This window comes from Serratia sp. JSRIV002, from assembly GCF_019968725.1.
GTDB classification, from domain to species: Bacteria; Pseudomonadota; Gammaproteobacteria; order Enterobacterales; family Enterobacteriaceae; genus Chania; species Chania fonticola_B.
This window is the reverse complement of the sequence record NZ_CP074145.1, coordinates 20,135-40,318: the sequence shown is the minus strand read 5'-3', so window position 1 is coordinate 40,318 and position 20,184 is coordinate 20,135. Positions and strand designations below refer to the sequence as shown.

16 protein-coding genes and 5 pseudogenes are annotated in these 20,184 nt (G+C 52.1%); 17 read left to right on the top strand and 4 right to left on the bottom strand.

The genetic code is table 11. The features are described from left to right. Window positions 1-332 precede the first annotated feature (332 nt). Entirely contained in the window at window positions 333-602 is a 270-nt protein-coding gene (locus KGP26_RS29380) for a hypothetical protein (protein ID WP_065685884.1), read from the top strand. After that, window positions 586-933, top strand: coding sequence for a type II toxin-antitoxin system RelE/ParE family toxin (locus KGP26_RS29375; RefSeq protein WP_223665763.1), 348 nt, complete (start codon window positions 586-588; stop codon window positions 931-933). Before KGP26_RS29380 ends, KGP26_RS29375 begins: the two co-directional genes overlap by 17 nt. Window positions 934-999: 66 nt before the next feature. On the opposite strand, the gene KGP26_RS29370 is transcribed toward KGP26_RS29375, so the two are convergent. Then, a complete protein-coding gene (locus tag KGP26_RS29370; RefSeq protein ID WP_181375076.1) occupies window positions 1,000-1,803 on the bottom strand; it encodes a tyrosine-type recombinase/integrase in 804 nt (267 codons plus the stop codon). 796 nt (window positions 1,804-2,599) lie between these two features. Here KGP26_RS29370 and KGP26_RS29365 point away from each other — a divergent pair. Next, complete coding sequence (locus tag KGP26_RS29365; RefSeq protein WP_179249220.1) at window positions 2,600-3,220, top strand: DNA-binding protein; 621 nt, start codon at window positions 2,600-2,602, stop codon at window positions 3,218-3,220. A gap of 309 nt (window positions 3,221-3,529) precedes the next feature. Here the strand turns inward: KGP26_RS29365 and KGP26_RS29360 are convergent, their stop codons facing one another. After that, window positions 3,530-3,730: a hypothetical protein gene (locus tag KGP26_RS29360; RefSeq protein WP_223665762.1), complete on the bottom strand. Its 201-nt coding sequence runs from the start codon at window positions 3,728-3,730 to the stop codon at window positions 3,530-3,532. A gap of 309 nt (window positions 3,731-4,039) precedes the next feature. Next, window positions 4,040-4,735, bottom strand: coding sequence for an IS6 family transposase (locus tag KGP26_RS29355; RefSeq protein ID WP_223665750.1), 696 nt, complete (start codon window positions 4,733-4,735; stop codon window positions 4,040-4,042). A gap of 815 nt (window positions 4,736-5,550) precedes the next feature. Here KGP26_RS29355 and KGP26_RS29350 point away from each other — a divergent pair. The 10 genes and pseudogenes from KGP26_RS29350 to KGP26_RS29305 all read left to right on the top strand — a co-directional run bounded on the left by KGP26_RS29350 (window position 5,551) and on the right by KGP26_RS29305 (window position 15,538). Continuing rightward, window positions 5,551-6,084 carry a fimbrial protein gene (locus tag KGP26_RS29350; RefSeq protein WP_223665761.1) on the top strand — a complete coding sequence of 178 codons (534 nt, stop codon included), beginning with the start codon at window positions 5,551-5,553 and terminating at the stop codon, window positions 6,082-6,084. 91 nt (window positions 6,085-6,175) lie between these two features. Next, on the top strand, window positions 6,176-6,898 hold the full coding sequence (locus tag KGP26_RS29345; protein WP_223665760.1) for a molecular chaperone: 723 nt from the start codon (window positions 6,176-6,178) through the stop codon (window positions 6,896-6,898). A gap of 19 nt (window positions 6,899-6,917) precedes the next feature. Further along, on the top strand, window positions 6,918-9,446 hold the full coding sequence (locus KGP26_RS29340; protein ID WP_223665759.1) for a fimbria/pilus outer membrane usher protein: 2,529 nt from the start codon (window positions 6,918-6,920) through the stop codon (window positions 9,444-9,446). 249 nt (window positions 9,447-9,695) lie between these two features. Then, window positions 9,696-10,316 (top strand): annotated as a pseudogene (locus KGP26_RS29335) (IS110 family transposase); the annotation flags it as partial. A 325-nt stretch (window positions 10,317-10,641) separates the two neighbouring features. After that, window positions 10,642-11,907: a fimbrial protein gene (locus KGP26_RS29330; protein ID WP_371824956.1), complete on the top strand. Its 1,266-nt coding sequence runs from the start codon at window positions 10,642-10,644 to the stop codon at window positions 11,905-11,907. Beyond that, the gene (locus KGP26_RS29325; protein WP_223665757.1) at window positions 11,907-12,647 is read left to right on the top strand and encodes a molecular chaperone; all 741 of its coding nucleotides are present in this window, start codon (window positions 11,907-11,909) and stop codon (window positions 12,645-12,647) included. Before KGP26_RS29330 ends, KGP26_RS29325 begins: the two co-directional genes overlap by 1 nt. A 280-nt stretch (window positions 12,648-12,927) precedes the next feature. Continuing rightward, a pseudogene (locus KGP26_RS29320) lies at window positions 12,928-13,049 on the top strand (IS66 family insertion sequence element accessory protein TnpB); the annotation flags it as partial. 159 nt (window positions 13,050-13,208) lie between these two features. Continuing rightward, window positions 13,209-13,616 carry a transposase gene (locus tag KGP26_RS30485; RefSeq protein ID WP_223665756.1) on the top strand — a complete coding sequence of 136 codons (408 nt, stop codon included), beginning with the start codon at window positions 13,209-13,211 and terminating at the stop codon, window positions 13,614-13,616. Then, window positions 13,613-13,959, top strand: a pseudogene (tnpB, locus tag KGP26_RS29310) (IS66 family insertion sequence element accessory protein TnpB). The gene KGP26_RS30485 and the pseudogene tnpB overlap by 4 nt, the downstream one beginning before the upstream one ends. A gap of 28 nt (window positions 13,960-13,987) precedes the next feature. After that, window positions 13,988-15,538 (top strand): annotated as a pseudogene (locus tag KGP26_RS29305) (IS66 family transposase). Window positions 15,539-15,875: 337 nt separating this feature from the next. Here the strand turns inward: KGP26_RS29305 and KGP26_RS29300 are convergent. Next, the gene (locus KGP26_RS29300; protein ID WP_223665755.1) at window positions 15,876-16,157 is read right to left on the bottom strand and encodes a hypothetical protein; all 282 of its coding nucleotides are present in this window, start codon (window positions 16,155-16,157) and stop codon (window positions 15,876-15,878) included. Window positions 16,158-16,594: 437 nt separating this feature from the next. Between KGP26_RS29300 and KGP26_RS29295 the strand changes: the two are divergent. From KGP26_RS29295 to KGP26_RS29280, 4 genes and pseudogenes are all read left to right on the top strand, one after another. After that, a pseudogene (locus tag KGP26_RS29295) lies at window positions 16,595-17,657 on the top strand (hypothetical protein). Then, entirely contained in the window at window positions 17,611-18,306 is a 696-nt protein-coding gene (locus KGP26_RS29290; protein WP_223665750.1) for an IS6 family transposase, read from the top strand. Before KGP26_RS29295 ends, KGP26_RS29290 begins: the two are co-directional and overlap by 47 nt. Before the next feature lie 495 nt (window positions 18,307-18,801). After that, window positions 18,802-19,563: a hypothetical protein gene (locus tag KGP26_RS29285; protein WP_223665754.1), complete on the top strand. Its 762-nt coding sequence runs from the start codon at window positions 18,802-18,804 to the stop codon at window positions 19,561-19,563. 79 nt (window positions 19,564-19,642) lie between these two features. Then, on the top strand, window positions 19,643-20,176 hold the full coding sequence (locus tag KGP26_RS29280; RefSeq protein WP_223665753.1) for a CS1 type fimbrial major subunit: 534 nt from the start codon (window positions 19,643-19,645) through the stop codon (window positions 20,174-20,176). Window positions 20,177-20,184: the final 8 nt, after the last annotated feature.

Sequence of the window (20,184 nt, the reverse complement as noted above, 5' to 3'; positions counted from 1 at the left end):
GTGGAAACTTTTCCTCGTTCCCGTGGATCTATTTCATGATAGGCAAAGGACAGCGTCCGCATCCCGTCAGAGAGTGTTTATCGCCAACAGAGCCACAATTGACTTTGTAGCCGCCAAAAACCCTAAACCCCCCGTTTAGCGGTCCCCCAGTGGTCATGTGACAAGGTTCAATGGCGTGCAAATATGTACACGATTAAACCCCGCCCGTGTTATCCTTTTAATATGCGGACGCGCAGGCGCAAGCAAGTACGCCGCGGTGTGTTTCCGTACAACCTGACCTGAGGCGAGATGACCGTTCCCGCCACGGGATCGCCTTTTATGTGGAGAAAACGATGACTCAAACCATGTCCCAAAAACTCGCCAGAGACAGTCTTGGCAATGCAGAAACCTTTGAAGGGGGGGTTTACGTGACAAAAAACGGTGTGGCAGAACTGTTTATCCAGACTGCCGCAGAACGTGAAGCCGAAGTCAGAGAAATGCAGCAAGACCGAAATATCAACGCCCTTTTTAAGCTGGCAATGCAAGCGAAAAAAGAGATCGCAGAGGGCAAAGGCATGACCCCTGAAGACGTCTTGGGGAGGTTGCGTGCCGCCAGAAACTAACTCGTTTTCCATCACCGTCGCGCCTGTGGCTTACCAGTGCCTGGCCGATATTGAATCCTACAAAAGCGGAACGGTCGGGGCGCAACAGGCCGCCAACTTCGTTGATAACCTGCTGATGGAGTCAGTCGCTAACATTATCCAGGATCCTGAAAGATACCGCTTTAACGTCTACCTTTCAGACAGGGGGTTGATGCTGCGTGAAAGGCTTGATGTCGACGGCGAGTATCGCGTGCTCTACGATTTTGACGGCAAGACTATCGAGATCTTGCTTTTTGTCAGCATGAAGCAAGATTTTGGCACGCTACTTTATCGCTATAACATACTGAAATGATGCTCGAGTGTGATCAACGTACGCAGACGCGAGCCGAAGCCCCCGGATTTTAGAACCGTTGCTGCGTCAACGACGCAAAACAGACGCTTCCGCCTCCCGTATCATCGTGAGCGCATCCTGCGTCGACAGCGTGAACTGGACCTGGCGGTTGGCCACGATATCGAGCGCAAACACCCGGGTATACACTTCTGTGCTTTCCCCTTTTTCGTGGCCCATCAGCCCCTGCAACACCTTCAGCGGCGTGCCCTGATAGAGCATATGCATCGCGTAGCTGTGCCGAAAAACATGCGGGGTCACCGGCACGCTAAAATGAATGCCCTCGCTGTTGGCCTGGCGCTCGGCTTTCGTGAGCCAGTTGCGTACCGTGCGATCGGTGGTTTGCCAAATCGGCAAGGGGGTTCGTTCACCCGTTTGTGCGTCGATCTCAAACTGTTCCTTGGTACTGGCGAACAATCGGCGCAGCTCATCCACAAACTGCGGATCGGTCAGCGGAATGAGTCGGTTGGCCGACTTGCCTTTGGCCGGACGTCCGGGGCCGTTGCGCCTTTGCTTGGCAGTACGCAGGATGATATGCGGCATTTCAACCGTGAGCCGAATGTCCCGGCGCTTCAGGGAGAGGGCTTCATTGATCCGGGCCCCGGTATTCCACAGCAGGTTGATCAGCGCATGCTGTGGCCAGTCAGGCAGGTAATGGAGTAGCGCAGCGACTTCCGGGGCCAGCAGATAGCGAGGCAGTTCATCATAGATCAGCGCCATTTTACGTAATGCCAGCGCGTGCTGATAATTCTGCGGGGCCAACAGCGGTGTGACCTGGCCAGTTGGCGTGCCGGTGGTCACCAGTTGCGCACGGTAGTTGTCATGATCGTTCATTGTCGGTACCCAGAATTAATTTCCATGGGCCACAATCCCTCCTCGGCTCGAATTGATGACTGCAGCATGCCAAGCGATGCTCCCTTCCTACTCAGACCTGAGCCAATGCGTTGTCATGGTGTTCATGGTGTTGCCCGTATGGCATGAGTCCAGTGACAACGATGACATGGTTACATCCGGGAAAAGCGAACACGTCGCTCAGTCGGCTTTCACACATTTGCCCACCTGACGCAATGACCCATTTTCATTAGGGTGCGCTACGTAAAATCTGCCCATCTACGCCCCACGTCGACGTTCAGATTTCACGTAGCACAATCTTGTCCTAAAACGCGTACTTTTTAGCCTCTGGCAATGTTCATGCGCGCTGCTGCTTAAAATTATCGCTCAACGGGCATCCCACTGCACGCAAAGTAATTCGTCGTGAGGATCCTTATGGATCCTTTTACTACTTCCGACTTAAGGAATAATACCATATTTCGGAATCATATTAATCGTAAAGCGTGAGAGGTGTGAACCGGATCAGGCGGGGTAAACCACCACATGTAGTGGCCCTATCAGCTGACAAGGCTACTAGATATGGTATTTTCGGGGGCAGGGTGGCGGGTTGCCGAAAATACCCGAAAACGGATCTGACGGAGAAAAGGCGTACAGTCTGTATGTAATACCCATAGTACATACACAGACTGTATTGTATGCACTATATGTATTGTATGTATTGTATGTATTGAATGTATTGTGTTTATTCTACACAACGATTACACTGTCGCCATTACCCCCTCATCCTGGAGATGACATCGTGAGCAGCCTTCCCCACGACACCGTACGCCGCATCGAGGACGCCGCCGCCGCCCTCATCGCCGCCGGCACCTCGAACCCGACCAACGAGCAAGTACGCCAGCACCTCGGTGGCGGCTCTTTGTCCCACATCTCCCCGGTGATGCGCGCGTTCCGCGCCCGGCAGCGGGAGCTGGCCAGCGAACAGACCCTGGCGCTGCCGCCAGAACTGCTGCAGTTGCTCACTGGCCAGTTGGGACTGCTATGGCAGGCGGCCTGCAAACAGGCGAATGCGGACACCCTGGCGGCGCGTGAGCAGGCCGATGCGGATATCGCCCAAGCTGACCAGGAGCGCGACGCCGCCCTGGCGCAGGTGGCAACACTGGAGAGCGAACTGGCAGTGCTGCGTGAGGTGGTCACCGAGCGTGACCGTCTGCTGGCAGAGGTCCGTGAGCTGCGGGCCGAAGCGCTGCCGCTACGCGAGCAGGTGGCCCGCCTGACCGCCACCGGCGAACATCTGACGACGCAGTTGAAAGAGACGAAGGCGGAGCTGAAGGGCGCCAGGGATGAAAACCGTAACTTGCAGGGCGAACTGCTGGCCCTGGCACGGCAAGAGTTTGCTGGCGGGAAGGGAAAGGGATGAAGATAGAAATCCGGCCTGCGTGGAAGCACTTCGGATAGCACTGGGACGGGCACGCGACAGTGCTGATGAATGCGGCGATCTCCATCGCTGTAACCCTGGCGTCAACGCATTTCCGGGCAGTAGCCCGCCTGCGGCGGGAGCTAAGACGCTGAGAGAAAGTGACGTTCTTCAGCTATCGTAGCTCGCTCTACTCCCGTGTATCCACCTTGCAGATCCTGGCCGATCATGAACACGCATTCTGACGGAACATGAATGCTTTTTCTGGTTTTGCATGAACGCCTATTCCGGATACGCTTAACCCTTCACACCTCATTGTCCCTTGTCTACCACACCGTAGTGATGAGGAGCCCCCCGTAATATGGCGAGCGCCTCCTGTGATGGCAGCGTAAACTGCACCTGGCGGCTGACCACAATATCCAGTGCAAACACCCGCGTATAGACCTCGGTACTTTCCGCTTTTTCATGCCCCAATAACCCCTGTACCGCTTTTAGTGGTGTTCCCTGGTACAACAATATTCTTTACCTGTATTGTCTGGCAACGATCTGGCCGTGATTGAGGCGAAGCGTAGGAATAATGATTAATGGTGTGATATCACGCCATTAATCCTACTTGAAGTAGAGGGGTTTACGGCTGATCTAGCCCCCTGAAACACCAGACAGTAGCTGTATCTCCAGATAAGAGATAGGCTTGAATATATGTCTAACACTAACGCCAATTTTGAGATGACCAGGATCCTGTTAGGGCAAGAAGTCCGTAAACGTAAAACGATTCTGTCGCATTAGTGATATGAAGTTGGCAAAAGTTGCTCTGTCGGTTATTTAAGCAGCCAGCAAGTAGAATTGTCCCGCAGGCGACAATCCCTCACTTTGCGGATGTTGATATTGTCCTTTTCGTATCATATAGATCAGTTCGATGCCGGCCAGGATCGTCTGTGCTCGTCGAAACGAGTTGAATCCCAGCATCGGGCGTATGCGGCGTTTGATGTTGCGGTGATCTTGTTCAACTAGATTATTCAGATACTTGTTCTGTCTGACAGTAATGGTTTCTTCTTCTGGTTTGTCGGTGTTGAGTGTAGTCAGCGCTGCCGTGTTGGCTCCACTTTTATCAATGGTCACCACCTCGGGTTCGCCGTGATGACGAATGGCTTTGCGAAAGAAGCGCAGCGCCGCTGTGGTATCCCGTTTAGCGGCCAGCAGGAAGTCGATAGTCTGGCCTGAAGTATCTACCGCACGGTACAGATATTTCCACCGCCCTTTGATTTTGATATAGGTTTCATCCATTCGCCATCGACGCCCCACGGGACGTTTATGTCGGCGAAAGGCCTTATCCAGCAGCGGTACCAGACGGATGACCCAACGGTGCAATGTCGAGTGGTCAAGGACAATTCCACGCTCTGCCATTATCTCTTCGAGGTTTCGCAGGCTCAGTGAGTAAGCCAGGTAACAGCGGACGCACAGGGCTATCACATCAATGGGATAATGCAGACGACTGAAGGGTTTTCGGATCAGAGGCATAGTCAGGTAACATTTCAAAAAACAGTATCTTACCTAACGACTCCTTAATGCGACACAACCGATGAAACAGAGGCGTTGTCTGATGAAACCTGAATTTTTGGAGCGTGTTTTGCTGGCCGGTTTTAGGTCGGTGGCTAATTAATGAATACTCATGCGGATGCCTTGCCCCCATAACCCCTAAAAATTAATTCGAACATATAACAAAAAAAGGGCAGTGACAATATAATAGACTTATGGAAGTATCATTAATATGATGTATGAAATAATATTTTTGTACATTGTGACAATGAAAGTACAAGTAATTATTTGTGCCAGAATGGCATGTTTACTAAACGGAAACGGGGAGGGCACATTACCTTGCCATCTTTCTACGAAATGTAAAATATCAATCAGGTTAATTATAAGTGATGGAATATACAATCATAAACTTGAAATTATGAGTATTTTTGGGATAAAGAAGGAATGTTAACTTGGCGGACTCTGCGATGCTCGGTCATGTGGGGGCGGGGGAACGGTTAGCTACCGATAAGTTATCCTGATCTTCCGACTAAATATGAGCGAGTAACTCCGAAATATTAGCAGTTATGTGCAGGATTACGATACCTGACAACCCTGTTGTATGAAGACAAAGTTAGTCAGGCCGAGATTGGTCACCGGTTAGACGTCAGTAACTCAATGGTCTCGCGGGAACTACGCTGTATTTGTTCTGTATATGGCTTGATTAATCAGTTATTTCAATGTGATGCAAAGTAATAAAATGAGTGCTTTACTTATTGAGCTCAACGTGTGTAGTTAAAAAAATGAGAGGCGTTTGTATGAGATTTAATTCAGCTTTACCACTATCTATAATTATCTCTAATGCAAGTATCGCAGCATCAACTAATACAGTGCAGTTTCAAGGTGAGGTTACTACGCAAACATGTTCGGTGAATGTTAACGGAAGCGAGTCCAACCCAGTAGTCCTATTACCGACTGTCGCTGAAAGTAAACTTGCAACAAAAGGTTCCACAACCGGTGATACAACTTTTACGGTTAACGTGACTGGATGTAATTTTTCGAGTAGTGATACTACGATAAAAACCGTGTTAACAGCTAACAATCCTACCGAAAACGGAAACTTGGGCAATGCGGGCGATGCGACTAAGGTGTCCATTCAACTGCTGGACAGCGACGCCACTACGCCGCTTTCATTCGCCAACGGTTCCAGCGTCACTACGTCTGATATGAAACTTGTTGCTGGTGCTAGTTCAACCTCGCAGAATCTTATCGCTCGTTATTATGCAGAAGATAATAATGTGACTGCAGGGGCGGTAATTGCTACTGCACAATATGCCATTACCTATAAATAAGTTGGTGTTCGCATTCAATCCCAACTGATACCAGTACAGCTCGTCGCCGGGTGGTGCTGACCGACTGGTTCCCTTTTATCGGTTCACGTTTATGCCACAGATAACCCGTACCGCCCGCAGATGGGCTGCCCTGTCGCTTTGCCTGATGAGTTTTGCTGTCACCTACACGTCGGCCAGCGTCACGTTGCTCGGTAATCGATTGATTTACCCTGCTGAAGCACGTGATAAAACGTTACATTTTACCAACGACGACGACATACCGGCGCTGATGCAAGTCTGGCTCGACATCAATAACCCCAAGTCCGCACCGGAAAACGCCGATGCACCTTTTGTCGCCTCGCCGCAAATCTTCCGTATGGCCCCGCATAGCGGGCAGATGGTGCGGCTGTCGTTCGTCGGCCTGCCGCTGCCGCGCGATCGCGAATCGCTGTTCTACCTCAACTTCCTGCAGGTGCCTGCGGTGCGCCAGACGGACAGCAATAAGAACAAACTGCTGCTGTTGGTCACCAATCGGCTGAAGGTTTTCTATCGCCCCATCGGGCTGGTCGGCGATGCCAACCACATCATCGATCGACTCAGTCTACGCCAGGTTGGCAACGCTTTGCGCGTCGATAATCCTACCGGCTACTATGCCAACGTCAGCCAGGCCGCGATACTCAGAGGCGCGAAACGCACCGTGATCCCGCAGGCGGATCTGATCCCGCCGTTTTCAGAGGCCAGCTGGCCTGTGAACGGGGAGGTTCAGCAGGTCGCATTGCGCATCATTAATGACTATGGGGTGGAAATCACACGCACCATGAACGTCACGCGCTGAACCAGACAGGGAGGTTTTCATGTTTGATGTTCGTAAGGCGACGTCACTTACCGCATGCTGGTATTGCGTGCTGCTGGCGCTGCCGCTGGTCTGCGCCGCAGATGACTATACCTTCGACCCAGAACTGCTGCGCGGCAGCGTGCTGAGCAACAGCGCCTTGAATCAATTCAATCAACAGGACGCCGTCGCCCCCGGCAGCTATCAGATCGATCTGTACCTCAACGGCCACTTTCTCGAGCGCGATCAAATTCGCTTCGTTCGCGAAGGCAAGCAGGTGCTGCCCTGTTTTGCTCGATTACAGCTGACGCGATTCGGGCTGAAAAAACCGCCGACAGCCGAAACGGAATGCCTGCTGCCTGGCCAGGATCTCAAGGATATCACGGTGAACGCGGACATCTCGCGGATGCGCTTGGATCTCAGCATTCCGCAGGCGCTGTTGAACAGTCAGCCGCACGGCAGCATCAATCCCGCCAGCCTGGACAGCGGCGAATCGATGCTCTTCGTCAATTACAATCTAAACCAGTACCACGTCAGCTACCGACAGGAACAGACCCGCGAACTCGACTCGACTTACGCCAACTTTAACGGCGGGTTCAACCTCGGGCTATGGCGCTACCGCCAACAGTCCAGCTACCGCTACGATCGGGAATTCGGCGAACACTTGGACACCAGCCGCCGCTATGTGCAGCGCGCGATCCTACCCTGGCGTAGCGAAATGCTGCTGGGTGAAGGCTTTACGGACGGACACTTCTTTTCCGGCATGGGCTTTCGCGGCATTCAGCTCAGTTCGGACGATCGCATGCTGCCAGATTCACAGCGCGGCTATGCGCCAGTGGTGCGCGGCGTGGCGAAAAGCAACGCCCGCGTGACAGTGTTACAGGGTAAAAGCACGCTGTACGAAACCACCGTGGCGCCGGGACCGTTCACCATAAACGATCTGTACGCCACCAACTACGCCGGCGATCTCACAGTGGTGGTGACGGAAGCCGGCGGCAGCGTCAGCACCTTCACCGTTCCGTTCGCAGCGGTGCCGGAATCCATCCGGCCCGGCCAGTTGCGCTATTCTGCGATCGTCGGCCATTCCCGCCACGTCGGCGACAACGACCTGTTCAGCGAACTGACCTGGCAGCACGGCCTGAGCAACACCCTAACCTTTAACCTCGGCAACCAGTTGGCGGACGGCTATCATGCGATGATGCTGGGCGGCGTGTACAGCAGTTGGCTGGGCGCCTTCGGCATGGACTCCACCTATTCCCACGCCAGCCTGCCGAACGGCGGCCTCTCAGGCTGGATGCTGCATCTTTCTTACAGCCGAACCTTCAGCCCGGCGGACACAACCTTATCCATTGCGGGTTACCGCTACTCTACCGAAGGATTTCGCGATCTCAGCGACGTGCTCGGCGTGCGGGCTGCCGCTGCCGCCGGCGAACACTGGCAGTCCGACTCCTACCGCCAGCGTTCGCGTTTCGAAGTCGCCGTCAATCAGGGTATGGGGGCGTTTGGCAGCCTGACGATATCCGGTTCGACTCAGGACTACAGCGATCAGCGTTGCCGCGACGATCAACTCCAACTGGGCTGGGGGAAAACCTTCGGCAATGGTGTGGCGCTTAACCTCTCTGTCACCCGCACCCGCAGCCAAGGCTACAGTAACGGCGACTACCGCGGCTATGCGCCTCGGGATAACGTCTACAGCGCGCCGCTGGCGCAGAACACTCAGATTTTCACCGCCCTATCGCTGAGCTTCCCGCTTTGGCATTCGTCATCCGCCCCCAGCGTATCGCTGCTGGCCAATCACAGCCAGGGTCAGGGCGACAACTATCAGGCTGCGCTGTCGGGCAGCGGCGGCGGCGAACAGCCGATCAGCTACGGCCTGAACTTCACCACCGATGACGACCGCCAACAAAGCATCTGGGGCGGCAACCTGCAAGTCCGTCTGCCTTATGCCAACGTCACCGGCTCGTTCTCCACAGCACACCATTACCGACAAGGTTCACTATCGCTGCAGGGCGCAGTTGTAGCGCATCGTGGCGGCATGACATTAGGGCCGTATGTCGGCGACACCTTCGCCCTGATAGAGGCGCCCGGAGCCAGCGGCGCACGGGTGATGGACAGCCAAGGGGCACGTGTCGATCGCTTCGGCTACGCCTTGGCACCGTCGCTGGTACCGTATCACAACAACACCGTCGTGCTGAACCCCGAGGGCATGAACGACAAAGCGGAACTGGAAGAAGGTCAGCGGCGCATAGTCCCGTATGCAGGCGCCACGGTGCGCACGCACTTCAACACCGTGTACGGCCAGGCACTGCTGATCACCGCGCAGCGGCCCGCTAATGCGCCGATCCCGATGGGTGCTAACGTTTTGGACAAAACAGGCAACAGCGTGGGCATGGTCGGCCAAGCCAATCTGGTGTATCTGCGCAGCGATCAGCGCGCCGGCGAACTGACGCTGAACTGGGGCGATGAGCCAGGCCAACAGTGCACGCTGCGTTACCGTCTGTCCATCGCGGAAGAAAGTCCGATTCAGCGCCTCAGCGCCCCATGCCACTAGCCCGTTAAACTTCCTCTCAGGAGAATGTAATAAACACATCCCACCCATTTGATAGTGGCGAAGGGGACGGCAGGTAGGAGTGAATCCTCGCAGACTTCCTGCATCATGGTGGCCAATACGGAATGCATAAAGCTCCCTGATAACTGGAGGACCCACAAGATGAAATATACACTTGTTGGCGTCTATAACGTAAAAAATCTGATGCAGGTTTACTTCATTGTTGGGCATACAGGTGACGTGATCGACAAGCAGATAAAAGCGCTACACGGATTACTGTTGGAGTTTGGTGAAACAGTACGCAAGAGCCGTGCCTCACTGTACAAGGCGATGCCAGAGGTACTAGAACGTCTGAAGGAAAAGATGCCGCCGTTCCTGATCTACTAGATTGAAGACCAGTACCGGCGGCTTAGTGACCTTTATATGCAGATAGACGGCATCGAAAAACAGCTCGCCGACAAGGCGAAACAGAATGAAGCCTGTCAGCGGTTTATGGACATCCCGGGCTTAGGTCCGCTGGTCGCCACAGCAGCAGTTGCCATCATGGGTGATGCAGGAGCCTTCCGCTCAGGACGGGAGTTCGCGGCCTACATTGGGTTGGTGCCGAAGCAAACAGGCACCGGTGGTAAGGTGCGACTTTTGGGCATCAGTAAGTGCGGCGACGTCTATATGCGGACGTTGTTTATCCACGGAGCCAGGGCAGTGACGCTGCTGGCGAAAGAACCAAGTCCATGGGTAACCGAGCTGCTGAAAAGACGGCCGACCAGCGTCGCGGTGGTGGGGATGACCAACAAGATAGCGCGTACGGTGTTGCCCCTGGTAGCTCATAACCGTACCTACGATAAAAAAACCGTCAGCACCAGGTCGTTCTGAACGACAGAGGCTGTCAAAACATTAACTCTCTTAACAGAAGGGTGAATGCTGAAAGGTTGCTAGGGCAGCCGTAGTGATGACAACGGCATGTAAGACTGGGACTCGCTAAACTTAGTTCGTTTCTTGAGCTTAAAGCTCGCGAGGAGAATAAGGGGTGAGTCAGCGTATTACATCGAGGCCTGCAGCACCGGCTGTAATAAGACCGGATATAGAGCTGCAACCTACTGTCAACGTCAACACCATGGAGACCTTGCAAACGGGATGCGTTCATATAGATACGATGAAACACATTACTTACCCGACCACCGTCCTAGCACTATTGGCCATGTTACTATTTGGCTCATCTGCAGCAAAAGCACTCTGTATTCGGGTTAATCCAGGGTTAAATGCCGGTTATGACCTTACTGGAGTTGGAACCAGTTTAGGCAGAATAAACCTAACAAACTCCTACCTGCAACCGGTGGGTTCTCCGCTTGGAAGTAGTGTATTTCGTTTTAGTGATAGCGCTACTTATCCGAGTCCTGATACAGTATTGTACGAATGTGACCTAACCGACGCAGGAAAGATCAACGAAGTATTTGCTACTAACGGTGATGACAGATTGGGAGGATATTATGATTTAGGGAGCAAAGATGGAAATCCAGGGTATTATGCGACGGCATTTCCCTATGTTGGGATCCGTTTGACCCACTTGGATTCCGGCAAGATTTTTACCCGCTACTGGCAGTCAGCACCGATTACCCGCTATGCAACCGTCGGTAGCAAGATTCAGGTCCGGGTGAAGGACTTTAGCGCAACCAAAGCAGATTTGATTAAACTTAGCTCCCTACCTGGTAATTTTGGTAGTTGGTGTTCTATGACGCCTGTTAATGTTGTTTCAAGTTATATATGCGCCCAGCCAAATGGTTACGTCACATTTCAGGGACCAGGTATTGACTCTGATCCTATAGGCAGCGATTCAGCAACATCTTTTGCAGCTTGGTGGACAGGACGTTATCAGGCTATTGGTATGGGAACTGCACCAGCCTCTTCGATCTCCTATACCCCAACATGCGTAGCACGCAACGTGACACCATTGGTGAGATTCCCTCCCATAACAGTCAGCCAACTCACCACCGGGCAAACTTCGCAGGCGCAGTTCACTATCAATATCGAATGTGACAACGCCGCCGTGTCCGGCGTCAGCAGCAACAATATCGCCCTCGGCGTGCAGGTGCCGTATGAAAGCTATGTTGCGACTCAGCGACTCGGTCTGGTCAACCCCTACGGCGGCGTGCGTTATCTGCTCTCTAGCGGCTACGGGACCGACAGCAGTGTTGCTACCGGCGTAGGAATCGCGCTCGCTAATGTCGGCAACGGTGGGCAGATGAACTTCGTCGGCTGGGCAAATTGCGGCTCCGGGCAATGCCTACAGGGAAACAACGCTGGCTGGTATCCGGTGCTTAACGGTGCCACTGGCGGCGGCAGCACCACGGGAGGGTTCACCCACTATACCACCCAACTCACCGCCACGCTCGCCCGACTGCCCGGGCAAACAGTTACCGCGGGAAAAGTGGACGCCAGAGCCTACGTTTGGGTTAAGGTGCAATAATGAGAAAGAAATATCTGGCTATGGGATGCGCTTTGCTGCTGGCGGCAATGAACGTACAGGCGGGCATCATGGCGTCCGCCACCCGGGTCCTTTTCCTTGAGGGAGACACGGAAAAAAGCCTAATGTTGTCCAACACCAACGGCTATCCGATAGTAGCGCAAACTTGGGTCGATAACGGCGACGTCAACGCCGCCCCCGAACGATCCCATGCGCCGTTTGTTACGCTACCCAGCGTATTCGTTTTACGGCCTTCCGTGATGAAAGGACTACGGATCCTGTTTATCGGTGCCAATCTGCCCACCGACAGGGAGTCAGTATACTGGCTGAATCTGTATGAGATACCGCCAACTCAGCAAGACATGCCGCCGATGACGTCGCGTATTACGCTATCAATGAATACTCAGATGAAAATATTCTACCGCCCGAAGACGCTGAAGGGAGGCGTAGAGCGCGCGGCTAAGGGCGTTTCATTCTCGCTGGTAGAAGAATCGCCGAACGAATATTTGCTACGATGTAACAATCGTTCAGCATTCTACCTTTCATTCGCCAATATTTCTATTCAGATAGACGGATTAGATTACGCTGTACGACAAGAAAACGATATGATGATTGCGCCGCTAAGCATAAGAGACTATCGTGTGAGCAATATCAGTATATCTTCCCCCCTCCAAAAATTCACGGTTAAAGCCACCTTTATAGATGAGAAAGGCCAACAATTTATGAATGAGTACTTAAATTAGTTCTCTATGGTTAGGAATCTAAAACGTATTTTTTTTTGAATTATCAACCATGAACTGTTGCAATTAGGATTGCTATGTGGTTCGGTCTATCGAGTGGTAAAACGTATAAATGCCATTTTGATGCTGAAAACCATTCTTCAGACGCACTTACCCAGAGAGGGGCTCTGAAGCCATCGTTTTTCGCAATCCGATGAGTAACATTACTGCGAAATCATCTTCACAAGAATTTTAAGACAGTTAGCATTGCTGGCATTCGTTTAACTCCTGTGGAGACCGCATAATGCCAAAAATAAGATGGGTCCTTGACAAAAAAAACACCACGTCACCGCATGGCGCATCAGTCGCCTGACTCGTGAACAATACTGCGACCTTTACGACATCCTATTTAAATCAATGCGGCAGTGTTCAAAAAGCGCTTTTACATGCTTTCCTTCTGAGAGGAATTTTCCCCTGCTTTTAATCATCCTGTTCCATTGAGTGTAAGCGTACACCGTGTACCGTCTGGCGAATATCTGACACATTCGACAAAGTAGTTCCCACCAAATAGTAGTGGTAACCAAAATGTCATATACCCAGAAAAATGTTATTGTCGGCAGGCGAAAAGGCTGCCCCAATTATCCTCTCGAGTTTAAACAACGGCTTGTTGCAGCCTCCTGTGGACCCGGCGTCTCTATCTCAAAACTGGCACGGGACAATGGTATCAATGCCAATCTGTTGTTTAAATGGCGTCAACACTGGCGGCAAGGAAAACTCCACCTATCGCCATCGTCTGAAGCAACTATGCCCGCGTTACTCCCGGTAACGCTTGAAACCGAACCCGAACCCGCTAATCAACCCTCATCCACCCATGCTGGATCGGAAGCGCTCCCGCTATCCTGTAAGATAACGTTCCGGCACGGAGCACTCCGTCTCAATGGTGTCGTCAGCGAAAATCTGCTGGCGATGTTGATACAGGAGCTCAAACGATGATCCCACTACCGGCTGGCACAAAAATCTGGATAGTGGCCGGTATCACTGATATGCGGAACGGCTTCAACGGCCTGGCGACCAAAGTGCAGACCACGCTTAAAGATGACCCCCTGTCTGGCCATGTTTTTATCTTCAGAGCCGCAACGGTAGCCAGGTGAAACTGCTCTGGTCTACCGGTGACGGGTTGTGCTTGCTGACCAAGCGGTTGGAGCGCAGCCGCTTCGCCTAGCCGTCAGTACGGGATGGCAAGGTGTTCCTGACGCCAGCCCAGCTAGCGATGTTGATGGAGGGTATCGACTGGCGGCATCCAAAACGCCTGCTTAACTCGCTGACAATGTTGTAAAAATGCCCTATCCCGGTATCATGCCGGGATGGACAATACGCCCCCCGATGACATCCTGCTGTTAAAACAACGCCTGGCCGAACAGGAGGCGTTGGTTCGCACCTTGTAGGAAAAGCTGAGTCAGCGGGAACGCGAAATCGACCATCTGCAGGCACAGTTGGACAAGCTGCGTCGTATGAACTTCGGGCGTCAGTCAGAGAAAATGGCCCGTCGCATCGCCCAGATGGAAACTGACCTCAAGCGCCTTCAGCAAGAAAGCGATGTCCTTACCGGCCGCGTGGATGACCCCCCGGTTCCCCGACCGTTACGCCAGACGCGCACACGCAAACCGTTCCCGGCATCACTCCCTCGCGATGAGAAACGCCTGCCGCCTGCAGAAACGCGCTGTCCAGACTGTGGCGGGGCGCTGACTTATCTGGGTGAGGATACGGCAGAGCAACTCGAGCTGATACGCAGCGCCTTCCGGGTTATCCGCACGGTACGGGAAAAGCATGCCTGCCAAAAGTGTGACCATATCGTTCAGGCTCCGGCCCCTTCACGACCTATCGAACGCGGTATCGCCGGGCCGGGTCTGCTGGCCCGGGTACTGACCTCAAAATATGCGGAACACACCCCGCTGTATCGCCAGAGCGAGATATATGCCCGAGAGGGTGTGGAACTGAGTCGCTCGGTGCTGTCGGGTTGGGTAGATGCGTGTAGCCGGCTGCTGTCCCCACTGGAGGAGGCTCTGCGGCAGTACGTGCTGACAAACGGCAAGCTGCATGCCGACGACACGCCAGTGCCGGTGTTGTTGCCGGGGAATAAAAAGACGAAGACCGGGCGTCTGTGGACGTATGTCCGAGATGACCGTAATGCGGGTTCAACGCAACCGGCGGCGGTGTGGTTCGCGTACTCGCCGGACCGAAAAGGGGCCCACCCGCAGGGCCATCTCGCTGGCTTCAGCGGTGTGCTTCAGGCCGATGCGTATGCCGGGTTCAATGAACTGTACCGTCCAGAACGAGAAGCCGGGGTGATAAAGGAAGTTGCGTGTTGGGATCATGCGCGGCGTAAAATCCACGATGTCCATGTCCGCACGCCCTCGGAAACAACCGAAGAGGCGCTGAGACGTATCGGGGAACTGTACGCCATCGAGGCACAAGTGCGCGGGTGGCCAGCAGAGCAACGGCGGTTGGAACGACAGCGAAAGGCCACACCGTTGCTAACTGGGTTGGAAAGTTGGTTGCGGGAAAGGGTGAAAACGCTGTCGCGACACTCAGAACTGGCGAAGGCGTTCGCCTATGCGCTGAACCAATGGTCGGCGCTGAGGTATTATGCCGAGAACGGTTGGGTGGGGGTGGATAACAACATCGCAGAGAATGCCTTGCGGATGGTGAGCCTGGGGCGCAAGAACTTCCTGTTCTTCGGTTCGGATCACGGCTGTGAGCGAGGGGCGTTGCTGTACAGCTTGCTGGGGACATGTCGCCTGAATGGAGTCGATCCGGAGCATTATCTACGGCATGTGCTGAATGTGATCGCCGACTGGCCAATAACCCGGGTCAGTGAGCTACTGCCGTGGCGTATAACCCTGCCAACAGAATAACTTACCCGACCTTGGTCAATACGGTCTTCGCTGTACGCTTACCATTGAGTATCAATTTTTTATGGATATCCCTCATCTCAGACAAGTTTTTATAATTGAAGGGTAAGAATAGATTTTGTCTGCTTTGAATTTTTTTCATATATTGAAAAGTTATCACTAATTAGGGCGATGAAGCTATCGCCAGATAAAACCAATTCATGTAAGGCGAGTACCACATCAATGAATGACGCTTTTTTATCTTCCACAGCATATATCCCATAAGTCTCCATCTGGAATGACAGAGACTCGATATTACTCAGCCAAATTTCGTGTTCTTTCTGTGTTTTTTTTACTTGATTCAAAGCATGCTCAAACTGAGATTTATTTTTTCTGTGTGTGATTTTCCGCCGAGTTGTGACAATATGACGAGGGCATTGCCTGTAATTACCATATATCGGTTTTTGACACCAAGATAAATGATATTCTGATTAATAAATTCGATGGCAAGCCGATAACCTTCTTGGGCAAAAAACGTGGCCAGATACTTACGTGCAGAACGCCATGCGGCTATAGCAGCAAATGCCATGGTGATGTTGGCAAGTGCGATGATCCAGTTAGTGAAGTCACTGGTTTTGGCCATGCTGTTCAACATAAACAGCATCAGAAGGACGACAAGGAACAGTACGAATCCTGTCCTCAGCCATCTGCCTCTGCTTCATTGTTCCCATCCCTCTCAGTGCGTGGTTATATCCTACGTTGGCTATATCAGTGACTAACTTGTAAATTGGACATAATTGTACAGTAAGGCGGGTATTTAAACAGCCACTGTTTTGCAATGGGTATATGGAATTTGCCGTTTATTTTTGGGCAATGGAAGCCCCAGCTGCGTATTTTCATGAACGGAGATCACCCAATAACATCCATCGAGATCGGGTAATAACATTTGAGTGGATCGCTGAATAACATCGATGGAGATCACTTTTGACTCACTTTGTTATTCGGTGATCTCCATCAATGTTACTGGAGCTTCACAGGTGTGTTGATCTGTATCTTTTGCCATTCCGGTGAAGGATACCTATGCCGACAGCGCCAATCTCCATGAGAAAACTTAAAGGAATACTTAGACTTAAATATGGTGCCGGACTCAGCCATCGTCAGATTGGCCGTAGTCTCGCGATCTCCCCCTCCGTTGTATCCAGGTATGCCAATCGGGCGGCTCAGATTGGTATAAAGCAGTGGCCGTTGCCTGCAGAATGGGATGATGCAGCATTAAAGCATGCGTTCCTTCAAACGCAGGTGAAGATGAAGAAGCACTCCCTGCCAGACTGGGCTACGGCACACAAAGAGCTGCGTAATAAATGCGTGACGCTGCAACTGCTCTGGGAAGAATACGCAGAGCGCAATCCTGGTGGTTTTTACAGTTATAACCATTACTGCCGGATGTACCGCGAATGGCTGAAAACCACCTCGCCTTCGATGCGCCAGGTCCATAAAGCGGGTGAAAAGCTCTTCGTTGATTACTGTGGGCCAACCGTTGACATTACCAACCCTGATACTGGGGAAATAAGAACCGCGCAGATCATCGTAGCTGTTCTCGGTGCGTCAAGTTACACATGGGCAGAGGTCACCTGGTCCCAGCAACTTGAAGACTGGGTGATGAGCTATGTTCGCTGCTTCCAGTGGCTGGGTGGAGTTCCTGAAAGTGGCGGCACATCCCCGCAACCGTAACTACGGCTACAGTACCCGTGAAGAGCATATGCCGGAGGCCCATCGCCAGCACGCCACCTGGACACCGGAACGGCTTCTGGAGTGGGCCGGGCGCGTTGGTAGTGAAACCCACGACTACGTCCTTCATATCCTGAACTCACGCCCCCACCCGGAGCAAAGTTACCGGTTCTGTCTGGGACTCCTGGACCTGCACAAGAAATACAGTAAAGCCAGACTTAACGCAGCATGTGCCCGGGCGTTGAAAACTCAGGTATGGCGGCTTGCGGGAGTAAAATCGATCCTGGAAAAAGGTCTGGATAAACAGCGGTTGTGTCGCATTAAGGAGTCGTTAGGTAAGATACTGTTTTTTGAAATGTTACCTGACTATGCCTCTGATCCGAAAACCCTTCAGTCGTCTGCATTATCCCATTGATGTGATAGCCCTGTGCGTCCGCTGTTACCTGGCTTACTCACTGAGCCTGCGAAACCTCGAAGAGATAATGGCAGAGCGTGGAATTGTCCTTGACCACTCGACATTGCACCGTTGGGTCATCCGTCTGGTACCGCTGCTGGATAAGGCCTTTCGCCGACATAAACGTCCCGTGGGGCGTCGATGGCGAATGGATGAAACCTATATCAAAATCAAAGGGCGGTGGAAATATCTGTACCGTGCGGTAGATACTTCAGGCCAGACTATCGACTTCCTGCTGGCCGCTAAACGGGATACCACAGCGGCGCTGCGCTTCTTTCGCAAAGCCATTCGTCATCACGGCGAACCCGAGGTGGTGACCATTGATAAAAGTGGAGCCAACACGGCAGCGCTGACTACACTCAACACCGACAAACCAGAAGAAGAAACCATTACTGTCAGACAGAACAAGTATCTGAATAATCTAGTTGAACAAGATCACCGCAACATCAAACGCCGCATACGCCCGATGCTGGGATTCAACTCGTTTCGACGAGCACAGACGATCCTGGCCGGCATCGAACTGATCTATATGATACGAAAAGGACAATATCAACATCCGCAAAGTGAGGGATTGTCGCCTGCGGGACAATTCTACTTGCTGGCTGCTTAAATAACCGACAGAGCAACTTTTGCCAACTTCATATCACTAATGCGACAGAATCCTATTTATTGGCTTGCATGAGAGAGACATATTTAGATTTTTTAATTCTTACCAAAAAAGGACAGTGCATCGTTGTGCTGTATCGGTGAAAATGCTTCAAGAAAATTAGTTATATACACAGGATATGTTCTGATAATAAATGAAAATATCATATATTGATACTTGACTGAGCATCAGCCCCCTTACCTGATTGTTAACCTTTCTTAATGATCGGTGATAACGATCGATTTCGTTTGTGGATAATGACGTTAAGTTAATCTCGCTTTACAGCAAGGTGTTTACACTGCCGGACACATAAAAAATAGCTACGGCAGCGTAAATTGTTGTTTAAATCGGGTAATGAAACTTATCGGTATGCCTGCAGTTTCATGATTGACTTTGCGGGCTAATTCCGCCCCCGTGTTATTCGCTCCCCTTAAAGGGGCTATGTTAACAGGTGATACGATGAGTTACTTTAAAATATTTTTTGTTCTTACCGGTTTTTTTATTTCAGCACTGTCAGCGTTGTCCCCTGCGTATGCCACGCCGGTTATTGGTATTGGCAGTATGTACGACGTTCTGACGCCGGACATGCAGAGTATGACCAAGCGGATTTATAATACCGGGGACTCGACGGCCTTTGTGCGCGTAGAACTGCTTGAAATAAACCCTGGAAGTAAAAAAGGGGAAGAAGAAATGCCGCAAAAAGAATTGTCCGGGACAACTCCGGAGCGTAACCGTCTTATTGTCACGCCCCAGCGGCTTATTATCCCTCCGGCAGGTTTTCAGGCTGTGCGTATTCTGTGGCCGGGAGAGCGGGAAAGCGAAAGGTATTTCCGCGTCAGGTTCACCCCGGTCATGCCTGAGGCTGATGACAGCTTTGGGCTCGATAAAAAGGCGATGAGCGCCTATCGCAAAGGCACCCTGCATGCCGGACTTAATGTGCTCACGGGCTACGGTACGATAGTGATTGTCCAGCCCGAAAAACCGCGGTTTAACACGGCCATCGACAGTACCGGCGCGGCAGGTATCACCGTAAAAAATAACGGTAATGCCACGGTATCGCTGGATAATATCCGCCAGTGCAGAACAGCGAATACCGACTGCGGTGCCGTCACACGAGAATTTATTCTCCCCGGAAGAACGCATACCGTGGGCAAAAAATCCGGATATAAAACGAATTTCACTCTTATTGAGGGGAATAACAAGCGGGCGTTGAGTTATTAACACCCGGAATATCAGTACCGGTTACGCAAATTCGCCTGACCGTTATGGATTAACTTCAAACCTTAGGTAATATAGTAAAATGAAACGTAATTTTTCTGCTCTGAATAAATCTCTGGCTGCCGCCCTGTTTTCCTGTGCGGCTTTCGGCGTCGTTGCCGCGCACGCTGCAGACAGCCAGAGCTATACCATCAACCTGACCGCCACCATCCCTTCAGACTCTTTTCAGGTTATCCCGGTAGACGCGGGCTGGATTGACCAGACCCAGGATATGGGCTACGACATCGCGACCAGCAAACTCAGAGTGTTTACAAAAAATTTCCAGTACAAAAACACCGCAGGCGGTATTCAGGCAACCCTGACGGGCAACCTGAACAGTGATGGCAAACCCCAGCTGTCAAACGGAACTGACGTTATTCCTCTGTCGGTCAGCTTCAACAATGTTGCCATCAGCAAAACGGCGACCACCGTGGTGGAAGCCGCGGCGGCAAAAACCGGCGGGCGTACCGCGCTGAGAATCGCACAGGCGGATGATAGGGCGCTGGACGTGAACGGGTCATTTACCGGCAGCGTGTCGATGATTTTCGAGCCGGTAGTGGTTACTCCGGAAGCATAACAACGCCT